The organism is Chitinophaga nivalis (assembly GCF_025989125.1).
Lineage (GTDB): Bacteria > Bacteroidota > Bacteroidia > Chitinophagales > Chitinophagaceae > Chitinophaga > Chitinophaga nivalis.
Genome location: NZ_JAPDNR010000001.1, coordinates 6,414,220 through 6,433,953, shown reverse-complemented (window position 1 = coordinate 6,433,953; position 19,734 = coordinate 6,414,220). Strand labels below are relative to the sequence as shown.

The 19,734-nt window shown below is 47.1% G+C and carries 4 protein-coding genes; 3 read left to right on the top strand and 1 reads right to left on the bottom strand.

Annotated features, from left to right (window positions below):
• Window positions 1-2: 2 nt before the first annotated feature.
• Window positions 3-3,797 carry a DUF5977 domain-containing protein gene (locus OL444_RS23475; RefSeq protein WP_264729400.1) on the bottom strand — a complete coding sequence of 1,265 codons (3,795 nt, stop codon included), beginning with the start codon at window positions 3,795-3,797 and terminating at the stop codon, window positions 3-5.
• Between the two features lie 1,007 nt (window positions 3,798-4,804).
• Here OL444_RS23475 and OL444_RS23470 point away from each other — a divergent pair.
• The 3 genes from OL444_RS23470 to OL444_RS23460 all read left to right on the top strand — a co-directional run bounded on the left by OL444_RS23470 (window position 4,805) and on the right by OL444_RS23460 (window position 19,726).
• On the top strand, window positions 4,805-5,203 hold the full coding sequence (locus tag OL444_RS23470) for an ApeP family dehydratase (RefSeq protein WP_264729401.1): 399 nt from the start codon (window positions 4,805-4,807) through the stop codon (window positions 5,201-5,203).
• 1,348 nt (window positions 5,204-6,551) lie between these two features.
• Window positions 6,552-16,409 (top strand): SDR family NAD(P)-dependent oxidoreductase, encoded by a 9,858-nt coding sequence (locus OL444_RS23465; RefSeq protein WP_264729402.1) that lies wholly within the window; start codon window positions 6,552-6,554, stop codon window positions 16,407-16,409.
• Entirely contained in the window at window positions 16,409-19,726 is a 3,318-nt protein-coding gene (locus OL444_RS23460) for a beta-ketoacyl synthase N-terminal-like domain-containing protein (RefSeq protein ID WP_264729403.1), read from the top strand. The genes OL444_RS23465 and OL444_RS23460 overlap by 1 nt, the downstream gene beginning before the upstream one ends.
• Window positions 19,727-19,734 lie beyond the last annotated feature (8 nt).

The window sequence follows — 19,734 nt, the reverse complement described above, 5'->3', positions numbered from 1 at the left end:
GGTTATAATACAGGGCAAGGTTCTGGTTGATATTCTACGAGGGGAGCAGTATAGGTGCCATCACTCCAGCGATAGACGAACGTGCATTTCCATTTTTTGTAGCCCTCGTTTATCGTACCGGTATATTGTTTGACGCCTTTTTCGCAGATACCATTAATTACTTTTGTAAAAGGCCCTTCACAGAAGCAGTGTCCGTGCAATTGTGCCTCATCAAATCCATTCATGTTCAGATCTTCTAATGCCATGGCGTCGGCAGCTGCTTTACTGATGGCACTCCTGTGTTTTCTGGCAGGAACGATATAGGTATAGTTAAGCCCCGGATTATCACGGGCGCAATCTTGTTTCTTAAATATGCCGGAGATGCTATCATTGTAAAACCAGCAAGGACCATTCATATTTACGTAGGATTGTCCGTTTGCAGTGATGTCAGCGGTGGCTTTCGCATCGGCATCCACCTGGCTGATGGCCGATGTGTAAGTACCATAGGATACCTGGTAAGTCAGTTTTCCCGGCTCTCCATTCGGGCAGGCATTGCGGGTGAATTCTTTTTCTGCGGCAGCATTGTAGTACAGCGTAATAGCCGGCGCCGTTAAAGGAATACCCGGCCCATAGTTGTATATATAGTTCTGCAGGATTTCCCCTTTGTAATTCCGGATGTTCGTTAATCTGGACAAGCCATCATACTCATAGGAGGTTAACAGGTCATTGGCAGCCACTATATCTTTCGTACCTATGAAGGGGAGATAGGTATAGGTTTGCATCTGTGCTTCTTCCGGATACAATCGCAATTCATCAATGATGGCGTTGGTAGCGGTTAACCGGATTTGTAAAGTACCAGGTGGAAGTATGTGCCGAAAACATCTCCATCCATTTAAGATAGGACCGGTGGATTTCAGGGCAATGGCTACTCCATTCTGTGTTACATCAATAGCGCCGCTTTTAGACCAATACGTTAATATCAGTGTCTTGTTAATAGCGGTTGCATTTACCTTACTGATTTGTGCCCCGCTTATTAAGTTGTAAGCCCTGACGCCTGTAAAAGCAGTGGAAGTGTTGATGGTGCCGGCGGAAATGATCCAATGGCTATCCTTATTACTATCTGTTTCGAAGCTGGTATAGGCAATGGTGGCCGTGTCGGCGTTACTGACAGCGGCAACCGGCAACAGTGACTGGTAATCCCATATATAAGCCGTGGGGTAATCATTGACTTTCTTTTGTTCTACCAGGTTGCCGGTGCTATTGTAACGATAGGCGGTAAAAGGTTTGTATCGGGTATCCGCTGTAAATACGCCGGCAGCAGAAATGCCGGATGCCTGCATCGTTCCGAATGGCGCATTCGTTTCCAATCGAAAATCAGCTACGGGTACCGGTAAGCCAGGGCTATATACCGTGTAGGCTGCATCAAGATAACGGATATTGGTACTGTCGGAATTTTGTCGGAACCGCATTACTTCGATGGCAGCAGTATGCATGTTTTTTGATTGTAGTAATCTTATGCCTTTGGCCACAGGGTCTGCATTGGCAGGAATAATGTAATCACCTGCATACTTTTTTCTGGTCAATATGCTTTCTCCGCCGGTGGTGTACTGTGCGGTAAGGATAGGTAAAGTATGTTTAGTTGTATAAGTATACTTTACGGTTCGCGTCAGGTATTTTCCGGATAACTTATCAAGCGCTTTAAAGTCAGTTTGAACAAGATCTTTTGCTTCACACCTTAATTGAAAAAGATCCGATTGGTAGTCCGCCATATAACTGCGCAGCGCTACACAGTTAACAGGTGATTCTGCCGCACCATAACGGGTATAGGAGATAATCCCATTTGCATCTATTCTTTTACAATAGAGCGTTTTACTGGATTGACTGGAAGAATATAAGGTTCTGAGACCATTCAGGCTCTCCGTGCTGGTATAGCTATAGGTATTCGTTGTTTCCTCTAATAACTTTCCCGCATTGTCATACACAGATTTTTTCTCCAGATCACCTGCTGTTACATCATCTTCTGCATTCAGATTGCCGGTACGAAACTGATAAACTGTTTTGCCCAGTGGTTGATGGGTGTTTTCATCGAGGAGATATTCCGTAACAAGGGAATAACCGATATGGCTTCCTTGTAACGTGCCTAATCCCCAAATGGAACCGGCTGAAACCGTAAATTTTCCATAGGTAGCTATCTGTGGCTGTTCTATGCTAACGGAGTAGTCAATATAGCCGGTCTCCCGGTCGTATTTGGGAAACTGCCTGCTGGTTACGCCTCCCTGGTATTCAAATACTTTGGTGGTGGCTTTATCAATGGCATAGTCCCGCATCGCCTTTATGCGTACACCGCCTATTTTTCGTTCTGCCGACATGTTGGCTTCGTATTCAAATGTCGTAAAACCCCCTGCAGGATATTTGATCCGCTCCAGACAGCCAAATTTAGCCGCATTTTCATTGGGTTCTCTATTGGCTCCTTTTCCCACGTTAACAGTGCCGTATTTTACATTGGGCACCAGACTGGTATTGCCCGCACCATTATAGAAACCCCAATGATCAATACCGTTGGTAGTAATATCCGGCATCAGTCCACCGTCATAATAACCAAAAGACCAGGCAGGTTGCGTAACGGTTCCGTTTACGGCCATCTCTTTAATGCTATCCAGCCGTAACCTGTATTTTAAAACGGAATTGGCAGTATTGGTATAGTAGCTATGGTGGAATACGAAATGTTTTATCAGGGAAGGTCTATTGTTAATGTTGTTATATACCTTGAGCTGCTGTACAAACCGATCTTCCGTAAAACCGGCGTCACTCCTGCCTGTGGATGAAATAACATCTATGTAGGCAATGGTCTGCCCGCCTCTGATGAGGTTAATACGTTTTAAATACTTTCGCTGTATATGTATTTCAGGTGGCGTAGCGGTGTAGCTTTCAGTAGCACTATTGCTGATATTGCCTCGTGTATAGGTGGTATAGGTGACGGATTCATTTTTCCGGGAATTTTGAAAAACGGGTTGTTCGGCAGTAGTGGTATAATACTCGAAAGTAAGTCGTTCATTCCCATCAGCAGCGGTTACACTACTTAAAAACCAGGCGGATGGAAAGGTGTAATTGAGTACGGACGGTCCGTCTGGTTCAGCGTCATCACTTAATACCATACGGGTGTTTTCCGTATCGGTAAATATATACACGTTCCCATTTTCGTCAGTGATGGATGCATCACCTCCGCCATTATGGGTAAAGGCCAGGTCGTTTTTTGTTTTCTTCAATACAATCCCATTGGGTCGGATCTGGTATTTGCCGGTATAGTTCATGAAGTTGTAGTAGTAATAGTCAGGTTGCGCATCCTTGATTCCTTTTCTGAGATCGGTATGGTAGTCGAACAGGGCAAAACGATCATTGAATGGCGGAATGGGAAGCATGGAGTCATTTTGATAATAATTGTCCTGCGTATCCGGATTACCCATGACAGACCGGCTTATTACACCGCCGGCATTCAGCGACCAGTTTAACCCTATCCAGGAGGCTGTTTCAGCCGGTTTAAAACCAGTGGTATTAAACGAGAGGGAAAGGGGTAAGGTTAAACTGTTACCCTTTAGTTCATATAATGGAATATGGATGTTAGGTACACCTGTAAAAAGGTTCATGGGAAGATTGCCATATTGTCCTAATGAAGAGGCCTCGGGACCGGGCGGTATAACCTGTTTTGCTTTGAATTCATTCCGGGCTATGTTAACGTTGAGGTCATGTTGAATATCCTGGCTATACAGATAACTACCCGGAGCTAACAATAGCCAGCAATAAAGGAAAAATTGCTTCATGGTTTTTTAAGGATTTGGGATATAAATCATATGGATTAGACGAAGGTGTCTATAGGTGTAGTGGCAGTTAAGGGATGGTGTTAATGGTATAAAGATCCTGGCTTATTCGTCTGTATGATTTGGTGGAACGGGCTATTTGTGGCTGTTACGTCTTTTTGTTTTTATGAAAAACGAAAAGATGATCTTTCATTGGAGAATGAAGCTAAGGGAAAAGTTGGAATCAAATGATAAGACTAACAAAATTACGTAGTTATACGGCGTGATGATAAAACCGAAGATCTACGTATAATGAACATCATTTTATATGTATGGTTTATGCCCTGTTAAAAGTATTTGTCTGCCTGCATCGCATTTACTGCAATAATAATGCAGTAGATTTTTTATCCTGTATTACTGTGCTACCTGAAAATATCCCAGCTTCCCATTTTTTAAATTTCCCTGAATGTGGATGATAAGAAAAGAGAGATAATATTTTCATTAAAAACAAATTGTAAATATTTATAATTTGTTTTGTGCTATTGCAATTTTGCTGGGAGCAGACAGTACTGATTTTATAAACTTTTCTAGTGGATGCATGTATGCGTTGCGTCTTGCTGGCAGTGGTTTTACAAGAAAACTTGCGCATCCGGAGCATACAGGGAGGCTTGCTGATCTATGAATATCATGGACTTAAACACCGGTAATTTTGTATGTAACATTTTTTAGATTATTTTTATTGCTGCCAATAGGAGGCAGCAAGATGACCATTATGGAAGGAGTACCTCATATTTAATTCATGGTAATGCCGGAAGTATGCGATTGTCTTTCAACTTATCAGGTTGTTTTGTGGATAGTATCTTCCATTCAGCTGAATAAAAGAGAGCATAAACAATGGTATCAGGTCGTCATGTTTCCCTGTTTGGCATTAAAACATTTAGAATCGATTAATACGGATAACACTATCTTGTGATAATTAATCAACAGCATTTATTAACTAATACATGAAAACTTTGCTTAGCTCTAGTAACATGGAGGAATTGTTACCTCACCGGCATCCATTTTTGTTTGTAGACGAAATTTTATCTGCTACCATGGAAGAAATTATCGGTACCCAAACCTTTAGCAGATCCAGTTCCCTCTTGAACCATAATTTCGAAAACAAACACGTATCTCCTTCTTTTATCATTGAGTCTATGGCGCAGTGTGGTGGCGCCGGGGTTAAACTGTTAGGGGTTTCTGCCGGGCTTTTTGGTCTGGTAAGTATAGATCATGCGGAGTTTTTTGAGCCTGCAGAGTATGGGAAAAAACTGAAGTATGTGGTAAAGAATATAAAATTAACCATCAATATTATTAAACAATCAGGTCAGGCCTATATCGATGATACCTTAATTGGTGAAGCCTCCTGGATGTGTGTAAAATTAAGTTAATTGTGCACAATCAGACGGTGAGAAATGTTTTATCGTCATTTCAATAGCTGTTGTAACAAATAAATAAACCTGTTTGTCGGATGATTTTTTTGATTGCGTTGAGAGGTATTTTGATGATGTCAGAAAATCATCTGATTAAACAGCAGTGAAACAAGACCACAACTGTGGCGGATAATATGCCTTCCTACCAGATAGTACTCCACTGAATACGTTTTTTAAAAGCAATTGTTTTTCTTCCCCGCTTTTTCCTGTCACTATCGTTTCCATTTTTTTGTCGTCATTATACCTGCACTATCTTATCAGATGGCGTCTGTTTACAGGTGACGTAATAACTGCTGTAAGCTTTATGGAGACTGGTTTTCGTTGATGATATGTGTTGCCACTCCTGAATAAACCGGTGGTGAGGGAGCTGCAGTTGTAATATATGATGAGGCACATTTTATCAGTGATGTATTCCTGCACTAGTATATTTTACGCATCATCGTACGCTTAACTATTTTTTATTTTTCATGGTGTTTGCAAATATAAAATGTCAGTATACATGCTTTGAAAGTGTTGTCTGTAAAGGATTTTTAATTTAGAGGTGCAGATAGTTTTAAAAATATTTCCGTTGTATGCATGCATAGACATGGAAATTTTGGTAAAATTTTAATGAATAATGTATCGGAGAATGCATATCTTCGTAATGCTCAAAAATAATCGTGGAAAGTGAAAAAATATTGTGTGGCCCAACGTTATCGTATTGAAGTTAATTAATGTTTTTCCCTACTGTCAACAGGTAAATAATCGGAGGATTCATATTTGCTTATGAAGATTGCATGAAGCTTTGACCCCAGCGTTTAGTCCTGTTATTTATTGTTTTAAGTTGATATGTTTAGTCAGCGCAGTGATGGTAGATAGGGGGCCAACAGGATAACCCTGGTGCTGAGGAGCTGTTTTTTTGACTAATCATTATCTGATAGTGAACTGCATTGCCCAAATTGATTACCGGAATTGTTATGGAACCAGAAAAAAATTGCATGCCCGCAACTGATATATTGTAACTGTTTATCAAGCAAGCTACTGTCGATATTCCTTATGATACATAGGGAGTAATGTGGTGTTGTATGCCCTGAAAATTATGAAGTATATCCTTAAAGTATGAATCGTACCTGTGAAGACAGGTGGGAGTGGAATTTCTATTGCTATACTATTTGAATGCCGAAAGTTATATCCGTTTATTCGTATCCGTTATTGCCGGGACTTACGTCCTGAATGTACCATCTATGCTATACACCTATTTTATTATCAGTGAAGCAAGTCTGTTTGGACATAGCTCCGGGAACTTGAATGCTTTAATTGTTGTACTATGAAAACTGCGATCAAAGATATTGCTGTTATTGGGATGGCTTGCCGTTTCCCCGGCGCAAAGAATTATGAAGCATATTGGCAGAACCTTATTGCCTGTAAATCCTGTATTACAGATGTGCCTATGTCCAGATGGAACTGGCGGGATTATACAGGAAACCCACTGACAGAAAAGAATAAAAGCAACAGTAAATGGGGTGGATTTATCGACGATGTAACCACATTTGATGCAGCCTTCTTCTCTTTATCAGGTAAAGAAGCGGAAGCCATGGACCCGCAGCAGCGTATCATGCTGGAACTTTCCTGGGCCTGCTTTGAAGATGCCGGATTACAACCTGCCCGCTACAGTGGTACTAACGTTGGTGTATATACGGGTATTTTTAATTTTGATTATAAAGAAATTCAGGAGAAAAAAGAAGGAAACAGCATCGAAGCACACCATGCAACGGGTACGGCTGCTGCTATTATCCCCAACAGAATTTCCTACTATTATAATTTCAGAGGCCCCAGTGTGCCGGTAGATACGGCCTGCTCCAGCTCTTTACATGCGATTCACCTGGCGATACAATCCCTGCAGCTGAATGAATGTGAAATGGCACTGGCGGGTGGTATCAATCTTATTCTGACACCTACCCGGCATATTTCGTTTTCCAAAACCGGCATGTTATCACCCACCGGTTCCTGCAAATCTTTTGATGAAAGTGCAGATGGGTATGTAAGAAGTGAAGGTGCAGGGCTGTTGCTGCTGAAACCATTGGATAAAGCATTGGCAGATGGTAACCATATATATGGTGTGTTGAAAGGAAGTGCGGTTAATCATGGTGGAAAAAATTACACTTTAACCTATCCGGGACAGGACGCACAATCAGCAGTGATTGCCGGTGCTATCAGAAAAGCAGGAGTAGATCCTGCTACCATTACTTATATCGAAGCGCATGGTACCGGTACGCCCAAAGGCGACCCTATTGAGTTTGGGGGCCTGAGTAATGCTTTTGCCTCCCTGATGCCTGGTGCAACCCATACACAGCCATTCTGCGCATTAGGTTCTGTCAAGGCCAATATTGGTCACCTGGAGTCAGCCGCAGGCGTGGCAGGCGTCATTAAAGTGCTGCTGAGCATGAAGTACGGCACCTTACCGGGACAGCATCACTTTAAAAAACTAAACCCCCGCATCTCCCTGGAGAATACTCCTTTTTATATACTGGCCGCACAACAGGAATGGAAACGTATAACCGATGAAAATGGACATACCCTGCCCAGAAGGGCTGGGGTAAGCTCATTCGGATTTGGTGGTACCAATGCACACGTAGTACTGGAAGAAGTGTGGCCGTCTGTTCCCAGTCCGGCTATAGTGGATAAACATACCAGCTATCCGGTTTTTTTATCTGCCAAAACACCAGAGGCACTGGCACGGAAAGAACAGGAACTGTTGCAATGGGTCGCCGGCCAGCATACCGCAGTATCGCTCCAGGATATCAGCGCTACTTTATTGCTGGGACGCACGCATTTCGATTACAGGTCGGCTTTCATCGCCACGGATGTAGCCAATCTGCTGGAGATACTACATACGGCACCGGATAAACGAAATGACTACTGGACAGGTAAAGCGCCGGAGAAAAAAACATCCAGCCAGTTACTGTTACAAGAGGTGGCTGATAATATTTTACAAAAGCTACCGGTATTATCTGATGCAGCCGACCGGCTTGCCTCGCTGAAAATGCTGGCGGAACTATATGTGCAGCAGGGAGATGCAGCCTGGAGGCAGCTCTATGAGGAGGAGGTGGTATTATTGCCATTACCTTCCTATCCGTTTGAAAAAGAGTATCACTGGGTCAGTGATGAAGATCCGGATGAAACCAGCGCAGATATGGGAACCAGTAAATGGTTACACCCGCTGATACATGAAAATATTACTGATTTTTCTGCCTGGCAATACCGCTCCGGTTTCGACGGGCAGGAGCCTTTTCTGAAAGATCATGTCGTCAACGGACAGGCCGTACTGCCCGCAGTAGCCTACCTGGAGATGATGAGATATGCCGCACAATATGCATGGGGCTATCAGGATACAGTAATGCCTATAGCCATTAAAAATGTAGCCTGGACACGTCCTTTACTGGTTACAGACTCGCGGCAGGTATATACGAAATTATTGCCGCAGGATAACGACACCATTAACTGTGAAGTATATACCGATGATGGGAACGGTCAGCAAATGAACCACGGACAGGCTACTATCAGCAGGCAGCTGCCGGATATCAGTCCTGCCTGGCCTTTGTCTGCAGCTGCGGCTCCGCTTCACTTCCCGGCAGCAACCTGTTATGAGTTGTTATCCCGGATGGGCTTCTCCTATGGCCCCACCCACCGCTTACTGGATCACCTGCAAATAAACGGGGAACAACTGACCGGCGTCATAAAACAGGATCATCCTGGAGGTATGATGGGGTATCAGCTGCATCCGGGTATCATGGATGCTGCCTTGCAGGCTGCTTTGTTGTTATTGGAAGGCCGGCGGTTGCAGGATAGCAGGGAAGTACCTGTTTTATTACTGCCATTCGCTATCCGGGAGGTGGTGATGTACAAATCCTGTACAGCACATATGCACGTGCAGGTAAAACACAGTGCAGAGCGCCGGCAGCAGGAACATTTTCACACAATGGATATCTCGCTTTACAATGAGGCCGGGGAGGCGTGCATTGTTATGCAGGGAGTTGCCTTCCGGAAAAGTAAAGGAAATGATGCGGTATCTGGGCATATGTTCAAACCTGTATGGCAACAGCTATCGCGTAGCGGTAATATGCCGGCAACACCTGTCAGGGAACGAATGATACTCCTGTTGGATACAGCGCAGGTATCAGCCGCACAGCTGTCATCTTTTTTTCCGGGCGTTACCTGTAAAAAAACAGGTTCGGGAGAAGGGGCGATATCCGATCGCTATACGGCAGATGCCATTACTGTTTTTAATGAGGTGCAACAATTGCTGCAGGCGAGGAAGTCCGGAAAGATCCTCTTACAGATTGTATTGCCTGATACCGTAGCCATGGCGCCCTATGCCGGTCTGGCCGGGTTATTGAAAACTGCACATCAGGAAAATCCCCTGTTCCATGGTCAGTTATTGAAAGTACCGGCTGATACGGATGCACAGACATTAAGCCGCTATCTGTCAGATAGTGTGGCATTGCCTGCGGGAGAGCTGCGGATACAGCAGGGCAAACCGGAATGGTTATCCTGGGAAGAAATTTCCTTTCATGATAAGGTGGTAAGTCCCTGGAAAAATAAGGGGGTATACCTGATTACAGGCGGTTTGGGAAGCCTGGGAGTATTGTTTGCCAAAGAAATATTACACCATACGGAAAATGCGACTGTCATTCTTTGCGGGCGTTCTCCGTTGGATCATCATAAGCAGCAGTTGCTGGCATCATTGCAGGTGTCGGGAAAGATAGATTATGTAGAAACGGACATCAGTGAAGCGGCGGCTGTTACCGGGCTTATTCAGGATATACTGCACCGGTACGGTGCATTAAATGGTGTACTGCATGCGGCAGGTATCCTGCGGGATAGTTTTATTATCAAGAAAACAAAGGAAGAAATAACGACTGTTTTTGCGCCTAAGGTAAACGGACTCGTTTACCTGGATGAGGCGACAAGGGAAGTGCCGCTGGACTATTTTATTCTGTTTTCTTCTACTTCGGGCGCATTAGGTAATGCCGGACAGGCAGACTATGCAATGGCGAACGCGTTTATGGATGGTTATGCGGATTACAGCAACAGTCTTTCCTGTCACCACAATATGATCAGTGTCAACTGGCCGCTTTGGAAAGAAGGAGGGATGCAGATTGATAATGCCAGTATGGCGGAAATGAAAGAGAAGAAAGGGATCGTGCCGATGTCGGTAGCTACAGGCTTACAGGCCTTGAATTATTTACTGACACAGGATATTAAGCGGGCAATGATATTGGAAGGAGAAGGCCGGAAAATACGGGAACACCTGTTGCCGGTGGCGGCAACGACTACGCCTGCACGCCAGGAGCCGGATCCGGCAGATAGGGCGCTCCTCCTGCAACTGCAAACTGCTATTGGCGCTTTGCTGAATGTACCGGCAGCAGAAATTGATGTAGACGTACCGGTGCTGGAATATGGCCTGGATAGGATCGCGTTGACAAAGCTGGTAGATAACCTGAACAGCACCTATGAGCTGACGCTGAACAGTCAGTGGTTGTATCGTTATGAGACGATCCGCGAAATGACGGCTGCCCTGCAGGAGGTGATCAGTGTAAGCATACCTCCGGTTACGGTAATACCTGCAGCAGCTCCTGTTGTAGCAGCAGCCGTTGCCAATGAGGAAGAGCTGCAGCCACAGACAATTTTATACCTGAAGAAATTGTTGTCGAAAGTACTGAAGGTAAACCCCAACAGAATAGAAGCGGAAAGCCCGATGGAAAACTACGGTATTGATTCTGTGATGGTGGTACAGTTAACCAATCAGCTGGAAAATGTCTTCGGACCACTTTCCAGAACATTATTCTTTGAATACCTGAATATAAAAGAGCTGGCAGGATACTTTGTGGCAGAACACCGGAACCGGTTAACGGCTTTGCTGTATCCGGGGGCCGGACAGCAACCTGCGGTAACAGAAACTGCGCTTAAACTGCCCCAAAATGCCGTAACGGCGGTGGCGCCTCCTCCCGTGTCGGTAATCCCGGAAGTGCCGGAAAAAGAGCTGCAAAATGCAGAAAACAGGCATCCGGCAGGAGAGATGGATATCGCTATTATCGGGTTGGCCGGTAAATATCCGGGCGCAGATGATATAGGCGCATTCTGGAAGAACCTGCAGGCAGGGAAAGACAGTATTACTGAAATACCTGTGGAAAGATGGGATTACAGCCGCTTCTATGATCCGGATAAAACCCGTGCGGGGAAATCCTACAGCAAGTGGGGTGGTTTTATCAGTGATGTGGATGCATTTGATCCGTTGTATTTTAATATCTCGCCCAGGGAGGCTGAAACAATGGACCCGCAGGAACGCCTGTTCCTGGAATGTGCAATGGCAACGCTGGAAGATGCCGGTTATACCCGTGAGCGGTTGAACCGTTATACCGGCAGCAACGCGGTAGGAAATGTAGGCGTCTTTACAGGGGTGATGTATAGTGAATATCAGCTGTATGCTATTCCGCCGTTTGTAGCAGAGCAGCAACAGGCTCTATGGGGGATTGCTTCCTCCATTGCCAACCGGGTATCTTACTACTGCAATTTTCATGGTCCCAGCATGGCGGTAGATACCATGTGTTCTTCTTCGCTGACCGCCATACACATTGCCTGTCAGAGTATACAGCAGGGCGATTGCGAGCTGGCACTTGCCGGCGGGGTGAATGTATCGGTACATCCTAATAAATATATTTTTCTCAGTCAGGGGCGTTTTGTATCCAGTAAAGGGCGCTGTGAAAGCTTTGGAGAAGGCGGCGATGGTTATGTACCGGGCGAAGGTGTCGGCGCGGTTTTGTTAAAACCGCTGAGTAAGGCAGTGGCAGATGGTGATCATATCTATGGCGTGATTAAAAGCAGCGTAGTAAACCATGGTGGTAAAACCAATGGTTATACGGTGCCCAATCCTATTGCGCAGGCGGGTGTGATCGGTCATGCTTTCCGCAGATCCGGTATAGATCCGGCTACCATCAGTTACATAGAAGCACATGGTACGGGTACCTCGCTGGGTGATCCGATAGAGATCACAGGTTTGAAGAAAGCCTTTGAAGCCTTTACCGCCGCCAAACAATTCTGTGCCATTGGTTCGGCGAAATCCAACATTGGCCACTGTGAGAGTGCAGCCGGTATTGCGGGATTAACAAAGATCCTGTTGCAGCTGCAACACCGGCAGCTGGTACCTTCCCTGCACTCGCAACAACTGAATAGTCATATCGATTTTAATAATAGCCCGTTTGTGGTGCAGCAAACATTGGCAGCGTGGAAACGGCCGGTGTTAACCGCACAGGGCGTGACACGTGAGCTACCGCTACGGGCGGGGTTGTCTTCCTTCGGTGCAGGTGGTTCCAATGCTCACCTGGTGATTGAAGAATACAGTATGCCTGAGAAAGCGGTGCCCATGCGTACTTCATCTGCTCCTTATCTGCTGGTGTTTTCCGCCCGTACACAGGAACGGCTAACGGTGGTGGTACAACGTTTTTTACATTATTTACAAACAGAGAACACCGCACCGCTGGCAGATATCGCCTTTACCCTGCAAACCGGCCGGGAAGGCCTGGAAGAAAGGCTGGGTATACTGGTAACGGATATCTCTTCCGCTATCGCGATACTAACAGCTTATCTGTCCGGAGAAACAGCCGAGGATGATATCTACAGGGGCAGTATCCGGGAAGATAAAGACAGCCTGTGGATGATGCAGGATGAAGACTTCCGGAAAGCCGCCATAGACAGCTGTATACAAAAAGGTAAATACGACCGGTTACTGGAATTATGGACGAAAGGATATGACCTGGATTGGGAGTTGCTTTATCCGGCTGGTTTTCCGTCAAGAGTGAGTTTACCTACCTATCCGTTTGCACGGGAACGATATTGGTTCCGCCAGCCGGTACCAGCTGTCAGTCCGGTTACCAGTACCGATGCCACTGTATTGCTGCAAAAACAATGGGTGCCGGTGTCTTTAACAGAAGTACGTCCGCACAGCCAGCAGGTGGTGATCCTGGTAACAGCATCCGGTCGTGAGCTGGGAGCCGCTATTCAGGCGCAGTTGGCGCATAGTATCGTAGCGGAAGTATCGCAGGTGGAAACATTACCTATTGCTACCGGTGGGGTGATTGACCTGACAGGCTATGGTTACGATGATACAGATTTGATATGGTTGGAAGCGGTGCAACACCTGATAGAAACCGGTCCGCGTAGCGGCATGCGTTTCCTGGGTGTCACCAGTGATCTGGAAAATTATAAACATACCGCTGCTGCAACAACAGGTGCTTTACATGCAGGCCTGTATCGTTTGCTGGGAGCGGAGTATAAATATATCAGCAGTTGCCACCTGGATGTGTTATCAGGGCTGCCGGTTGATTTGCTGGCTACCGCTGTCATCCGGGCCTTCCAATGGGAAGGGGAAGCTACTTCACTTTGTTTCCGGGAGGGACAATACTATGAGTGCGTATTGGATACAGCCGCACCGGCTGCGCCGCGTACGGTACGTTTTACCGGTAAAGATGTGCTGGTGGTAACAGGTGGTACCCGTGGCATCGGTTATTTATGTGCACAACATTTTATTACCCGGTACGGTGTACGGCATGTACTGCTGACCGGGCGTGAACAGCTGCCACCAAGGTCGGAGTGGGAACAACACATCGCCATGGATGGCCGTTATGCATCGAAGCTGCGCAGCCTGTTGTTGCTGACAGCAGGTGGTGTGACGGTGGAAGCAGTAGCGGTAGACCTGACATCCGCAGCGGCTATTGGCGCATTGGTAGCAAACGTACATGCTGGTGGTAAACAGATCGGTGGTGTATTGCACGCCGCCGGATTGATAGATATGGAAACGCCTGCATTTATCCGCAAAACAGTAGCGGGTATTGCCCAGGTACTTTCTCCGAAGGTAGCCGGTTTACAGGCATTGTATGCAGCGCTGCAACACGAGCCGTTACAATGCTTTTTGCTTTTCTCTTCGGTATCTGCACAGATTCCTGCATTAGGTTCCGGGCAAAGCGATTATGCGATGGCAAATGCCTACATGGATTATTTTGCTCAGAGTCATGGTCCGTTGCTGCAGAGTATTCAATGGCCCAACTGGAAAGAAACCGGGATGGGAGAAGTGAAAAATGCAGCGTATACCCGTACCGGTTTGCTGGCATTCAGTAATCAGACCGGCCTGGATTTACTGGATGAGCTGCTGGCACAGCATATAGGTCCGGTGGTAATGCCGGCGGTATTTGTGCCCGGGGAATGGCACCCTGCAAAACTGCTGAGAAAAGAAGCCGCATTGCCGGCAGCAACAGCTGTTCCTGTTACATTTATCCCGCCCGCTGTACCTGCAAATCCCACCGGGAATACTACGGGATGGTTAACAAATATTTTTACAAAAGAACTGAAAATAGATCCGGATCGTTTTGATACGCAGCGGAGTTTCCCGGATTATGGGGTAGACTCGGTGCTTTTATCGCAGATCCTGGGTCATATCAACCGGGCGCTGGGCGAACAACTGGATCCTTCCGTATTACTGGAACATACCACTGTGGCTACATTGTCGCGGTGGCTGGAGAAACAGTATCCGCAACAACTGGCGGCATTGGCCGTACCTGCTGAAACGCGTACGACAGCTGCAGCAGCGCCGATACCCGTTAGCCAGGAAATACCAGTGTCCGCAATTGCTCCTCCTGTCATCACGGCAGCGGTACCCTACGTACCCGCTACACCGTTAGCTACGCCGGTACCTCCGGCAACAGCCGCCGTAACTGCAGCGCCATTGGCACAGCCATCGGTGTCTGCAGATGATATTGCCGTCATTGGTTATTCCTGTCGTTTCCCGGGGGCCGATAATATCGCTGCCTACTGGCAACTGTTATCGACCGGACAATCGGCTATCAGCCGTGTACCGGCCGAACGCTGGGGCTATGAAAATAATTTTCATGCAGGATTGATCAACCGTTTAGGGCATTTTGATGCGGCTTACTTTTCACTGCCGGAAGAAGATGTGCGGGCAATGGATCCGCAGGCGCTGTTGCTGATGGAAGAATGTTTGTCTGCCTGCTATCATGCAGGCTATGAAAAAGAAGCTTTGAAAGGCGCTGCAATGGGCGTGTATATCGGTGGGCGTAGTCAGCATCATCCGGGTGCCGCTTTACTGTCGGCCGCCAAAAATCCGATAGTAACAGTGGGCCCCAATTACCTGGCCACCAATATCTCCCGGTTCTTTGACTTCCGGGGCCCGAGTCTGGTGGTAGATACGGCCTGTTCATCTGCCCTCGTGAGTATGAATCTGGCTGTACAGGCATTGAGAAGCGGAGAGATTACCGGCGCATTGGTAGGAGGTGTGAACCTGCTCAGTACAGATCTCGCCCACCAGTTGTTTTTGCAACGGAATCTGCTGAGTACCGATGGCGTATTCCACATCTTCGATCAGCGTGCTGCAGGTGTGGTACTGGGAGAAGGTGCGGGTATGGTGTTGCTGAAAAAAGTATCCCAGGCGATGGCGGATGGTGACAAAATTTATGCGGTGATCAATGGTATTGCTGTCAACAATGACGGTAAAACAGCCGGTCCTGCTACCCCTAATATGCAGGCGCAACAAACTGTGATGGAACAGGCGTTGGCGCGGAGTGGTAAAGTGGCCGGTGATATCGGTTACATAGAAGCCAATGGTTCCGGCTCGGAAATTACCGACCTGTTGGAGCTGAAAGCGATGATGGCGGTGTATGGCGCACGGGGAAGTGCTTCCTGTGGTGTCGGATCTGTTAAACCGAATATTGGTCATCCGCTTTGTGCAGAAGGTATTGCAGGGTTTATAAAACTATTGCTGATGCTGGAGCACAGACAGGAAGCTCCTTTCCTGTCAGGTCAGCAGGGCTTGCAGCATTTTGATATGGCGGCATCGCCTTTCCGGCTGAATCGTCAGTTATCTCCCTTAACAACCGATACGGTAGCCCTGAGCAGTTTTGCAGATGGCGGTACCAATGCGCATGTGATCTTATCAGCAGCCGGCACGCTGGCTACAGCTTACACCATAAAACGTGCTCCCCTGCTGCCACCGGTATTAAACCGGCAGCCAGCCGCTATAAAAGGAGTGCGTATCACGGAACAGCATATACCTGCGCAGGTAAATGCTACAAGTAAAGCAACGAGTATCTGGAAAAGTAAAATGTTGAAATTCTGATGGAAGATTTTTTACTGATAAGCATTGATAATCCTTTTGTACAGCATCATTGCGTACAGGGTCAGTATATATTGCCGGGGCTGGCTTATATCGATATAATCTATCAGTTGTTCCGGGAAAACGGTTATGACTATACGCAATATGGCATCCGTCATTTGTCTGTTTACCGGCCTTTGATGGTGACAGCTGAAAAAGCCGTACAACTGCATATCAGCTGCCGGGAGGAAAAACCGGGGCGGTGGGATATTCAGATAACCGGTAACGGGCAGCCGGAAGAGGCGCCTTTGTTATACCTGACAGCAGAGATGCATATTCAGACAGTCATTTATCAGGAGAAAATTGATATCGCAGCCATATCGCAGTATCATGCCCGTGATCTGTCGGCCACCTATGATTACTTTAGTATGCGTGGGCTGGTACATAGCAGCTATATGAGAGCGGAAGGCATGGTATATGATCAAACAGGTACTGCCTGGATGCATATAAAAACGGCGGCTGCTATGAAGGAACTGAATGCTGCATTTATCTGTAATCCTATACTGATAGATGGCAGCGGGATGGCGGTGCTGGGCTTATTACATCAGCAGCAGGAGTCCGCTGCCTTGTTTCTGCCGTTGTCTTTCGAGGAGTTTTATATCTCCGCCAGCCTGCAAGAGGAGTGTTGGGTGCGATGTCACTACGAAGCTGGCATACGTAAGCCGGAGCTGATAAATATGACGCTGGAGTTTTTTAACGGTCAGGGCGAAAAAACAGGCGTATTAAAAGGATTTGTTTGTAAACAGGTACGGGCGGGTATCCTGGCACCGGTACCGCAGGTGCTGCAGCCAGACATTTCCTGGCAGTCTTTTTTGAAAACAACTATTGCGGCCAGGTTGGGAAAACCAGTAGCAAATATTGCCGTAAAGCAAGATTTCTATGAACTGGGTCTGGATTCACCACAGATGCTGGAAGTAATCCGGGAGATCGGAAAGCAGTTGGATCATACGCTTTCCCCTACTTTATTATTTGAATATACCAATATATCAACGCTGGCAGATTTTTTACAGACGTCTTATGATAAGGTGCCGGGTGATAAAGATACCCCGGTTCCTGTTGCCCCGCCTGCTGCTGATTCCGTACAGCCGTCGCCGGTGGCTGCAACCGGCACAGCAGATATTGCCATCATTGCCGTGGCAGGACGTTACCCGGGAGCGATGGATATCGCCGCGTTCTGGGAAAACCTGAAAGCGGGTAAAGACTGTGTGACGCCTGTTCCGGCAGCGCGATGGGATGATAGCTGGTATGAACAGGTGTCCGGTAATTTTAACAAGGACTATTGTTACTGGGGTGGTTTTATAGATGATGTAGATAAATTTGATCCTGCATTTTTCAATATTGCTCCACGGGAAGCTACCATCATGGATCCTATGCAGCGGTTGTTTCTGGAATCGGTGTGGCAGCTGTTTGAAGGGTCGGGATATACGCCGGCGGATATACGCGATAGGTATGCATCACGTGTAGGCGTATACGTAGGTGCCATGTATCAGCAGTACCCTTATTTTAATGCGGATGTCAGCAAGGCGGCGGAAGCCTCTTTATATACTTTTAGTGCCATTGCTAACCGGGTGTCGCACTTTTTCGACTTACAAGGTCCCAGTATGGCGATCGATAGTATGTGTTCTTCCAGTTTGTCGGCCATACATGCTGCTTGTGAAGCCCTCCGCAACAATACCATAGCGATGGCGGTAGCAGGAGGGGTAAACCTTTCCATACATCCGGGCAAATACCTGGGGCTTACTCAGCAGGAACTGGCAGCCAGTAGTGCCGATAGCAGAAGCTTTGGTAACGGCGACGGCTATATTCCGGCGGAAGGCGTGGGCGCCGTTTTATTAAAACGGCTGGATAAGGCCCGTGCAGACGGGGATCATATTCTGGCGGTAATTCGCGGCTGTTCGCTTAACCATAGCGGAAAAGCCGGCGCTTTCCTGTCGCCGGGTATGCATGCACAGATAAAACTTATGGAAGAAAACTTTGCGGCGAGCGGGGTGCGGCCGGATACAATCGGATATGTGGAAGCATCCGCAAATGGCGCGCCGCTGGGCGATGCCATTGAGTTGACCGCATTGAACCGGTTCTATAAATCGCATGCAGACGCGCATTTCCGCTGTCCGATAGGGGCGGTGAAATCGAACATGGGACATGCGGAAGCCGCTTCGGGTATGGCGCAACTGACAAAAGTAATATTACAATTGTATCACCGGCAACTGGTCCCTTCTTTATTACGGGGTACCATGAATCCGGATATAGATTTAACCAACGGATATTTTTACTTACAGAGATCACTTACCCCTTGGGAAGAAAAGAAAGCTGTTGTAGCCGGAGCAACCGTGGTTTTGCCCCGGCGTGCTACAATCAGCTCCTATGCGGCTGGTGGTGCCAATGCACACCTGATACTGGAAGAATATATTACGCCGGTAGCGCCTGCAGTGGCTTTGTCAGCTGATGATCAGCAGACACAGTTATTTGTTTTCTCTGCTAAAACAGCAGAAAGACTAAACGTAGTGGTGAGGCAGATGAAGGATTTTCTGCAACAGCAAACCAATCATGCTTTGCCGGACATTGCCTATGCCCTGCAACAAACCAAGGTGGCCCTTTCTCACCGGTTAGCGATCCTCGCGGATAACCGCACGGCATTGTTGACGGCCCTGGCAGCCTATCTGTCGGGAGCGCCGCAACCGAATAATGGACAGGTGTATACCGGTGTTGTAGAGGAAGGAGAGCTCCCCGCTGATATACAGGGAAAAGATCTGCACCAGCTGGCGCAGCATTGGGTACGGGGCGGAAAGGTGAGCCTGGCCGCAGTTAATACCAGTCATAAAAGAACGCCCATCACCTTACCGGCCTATCCGTTTGAACGCAATAGCTATTGGCTGCCTACAGCCGATGTAACTCCCTTACCGGTTGCGATACCGGCTGTTGTTTCAGCACCGGCTACCCAACAATTTATACAGGAATTTATTGCAACGGCATTAGGGTGTTTGCCTGCTCAGCTCCCCCTGGAAGAAGATATGACGGCTTATGGTGTGACCTCTTTACTGGCAACCAAACTTTTACGCGCGATAGACCGGCAGACAGGCGTGAAGATTTCCCGGCGGGAACTGCTGATATATAGCACGATAGCCGCATTGGCGGCGCAGGTAGAACGTAGTAAAACAAATGTGCCGGTAACAGATCCGACGCCTGCAACAAGGAGTATTGAAACGGAATTGTCTGCTGCACTGGAGTTATACCGGGAAGGTACATTAAGTATGGAAGAGGTAAAGGCATTCATCATTTAAAGGTTAGT

Bases quoted from the DNA above. Each gene is read 5' to 3' on its own strand.
- OL444_RS23465 (WP_264729402.1), top strand. From the start codon at position 6,552: ATGAAAACTGCGATCAAAGATATTGCTGTTATTGGGATGGCTTGCCGT.
- OL444_RS23470 (WP_264729401.1), top strand. From the start codon at position 4,805: ATGGAGGAATTGTTACCTCACCGGCATCCATTTTTGTTTGTAGACGAA.
- OL444_RS23460 (WP_264729403.1), top strand. From the start codon at position 16,409: ATGGAAGATTTTTTACTGATAAGCATTGATAATCCTTTTGTACAGCAT.
- OL444_RS23475 (WP_264729400.1), bottom strand. From the start codon at position 3,797: ATGAAGCAATTTTTCCTTTATTGCTGGCTATTGTTAGCTCCGGGTAGT.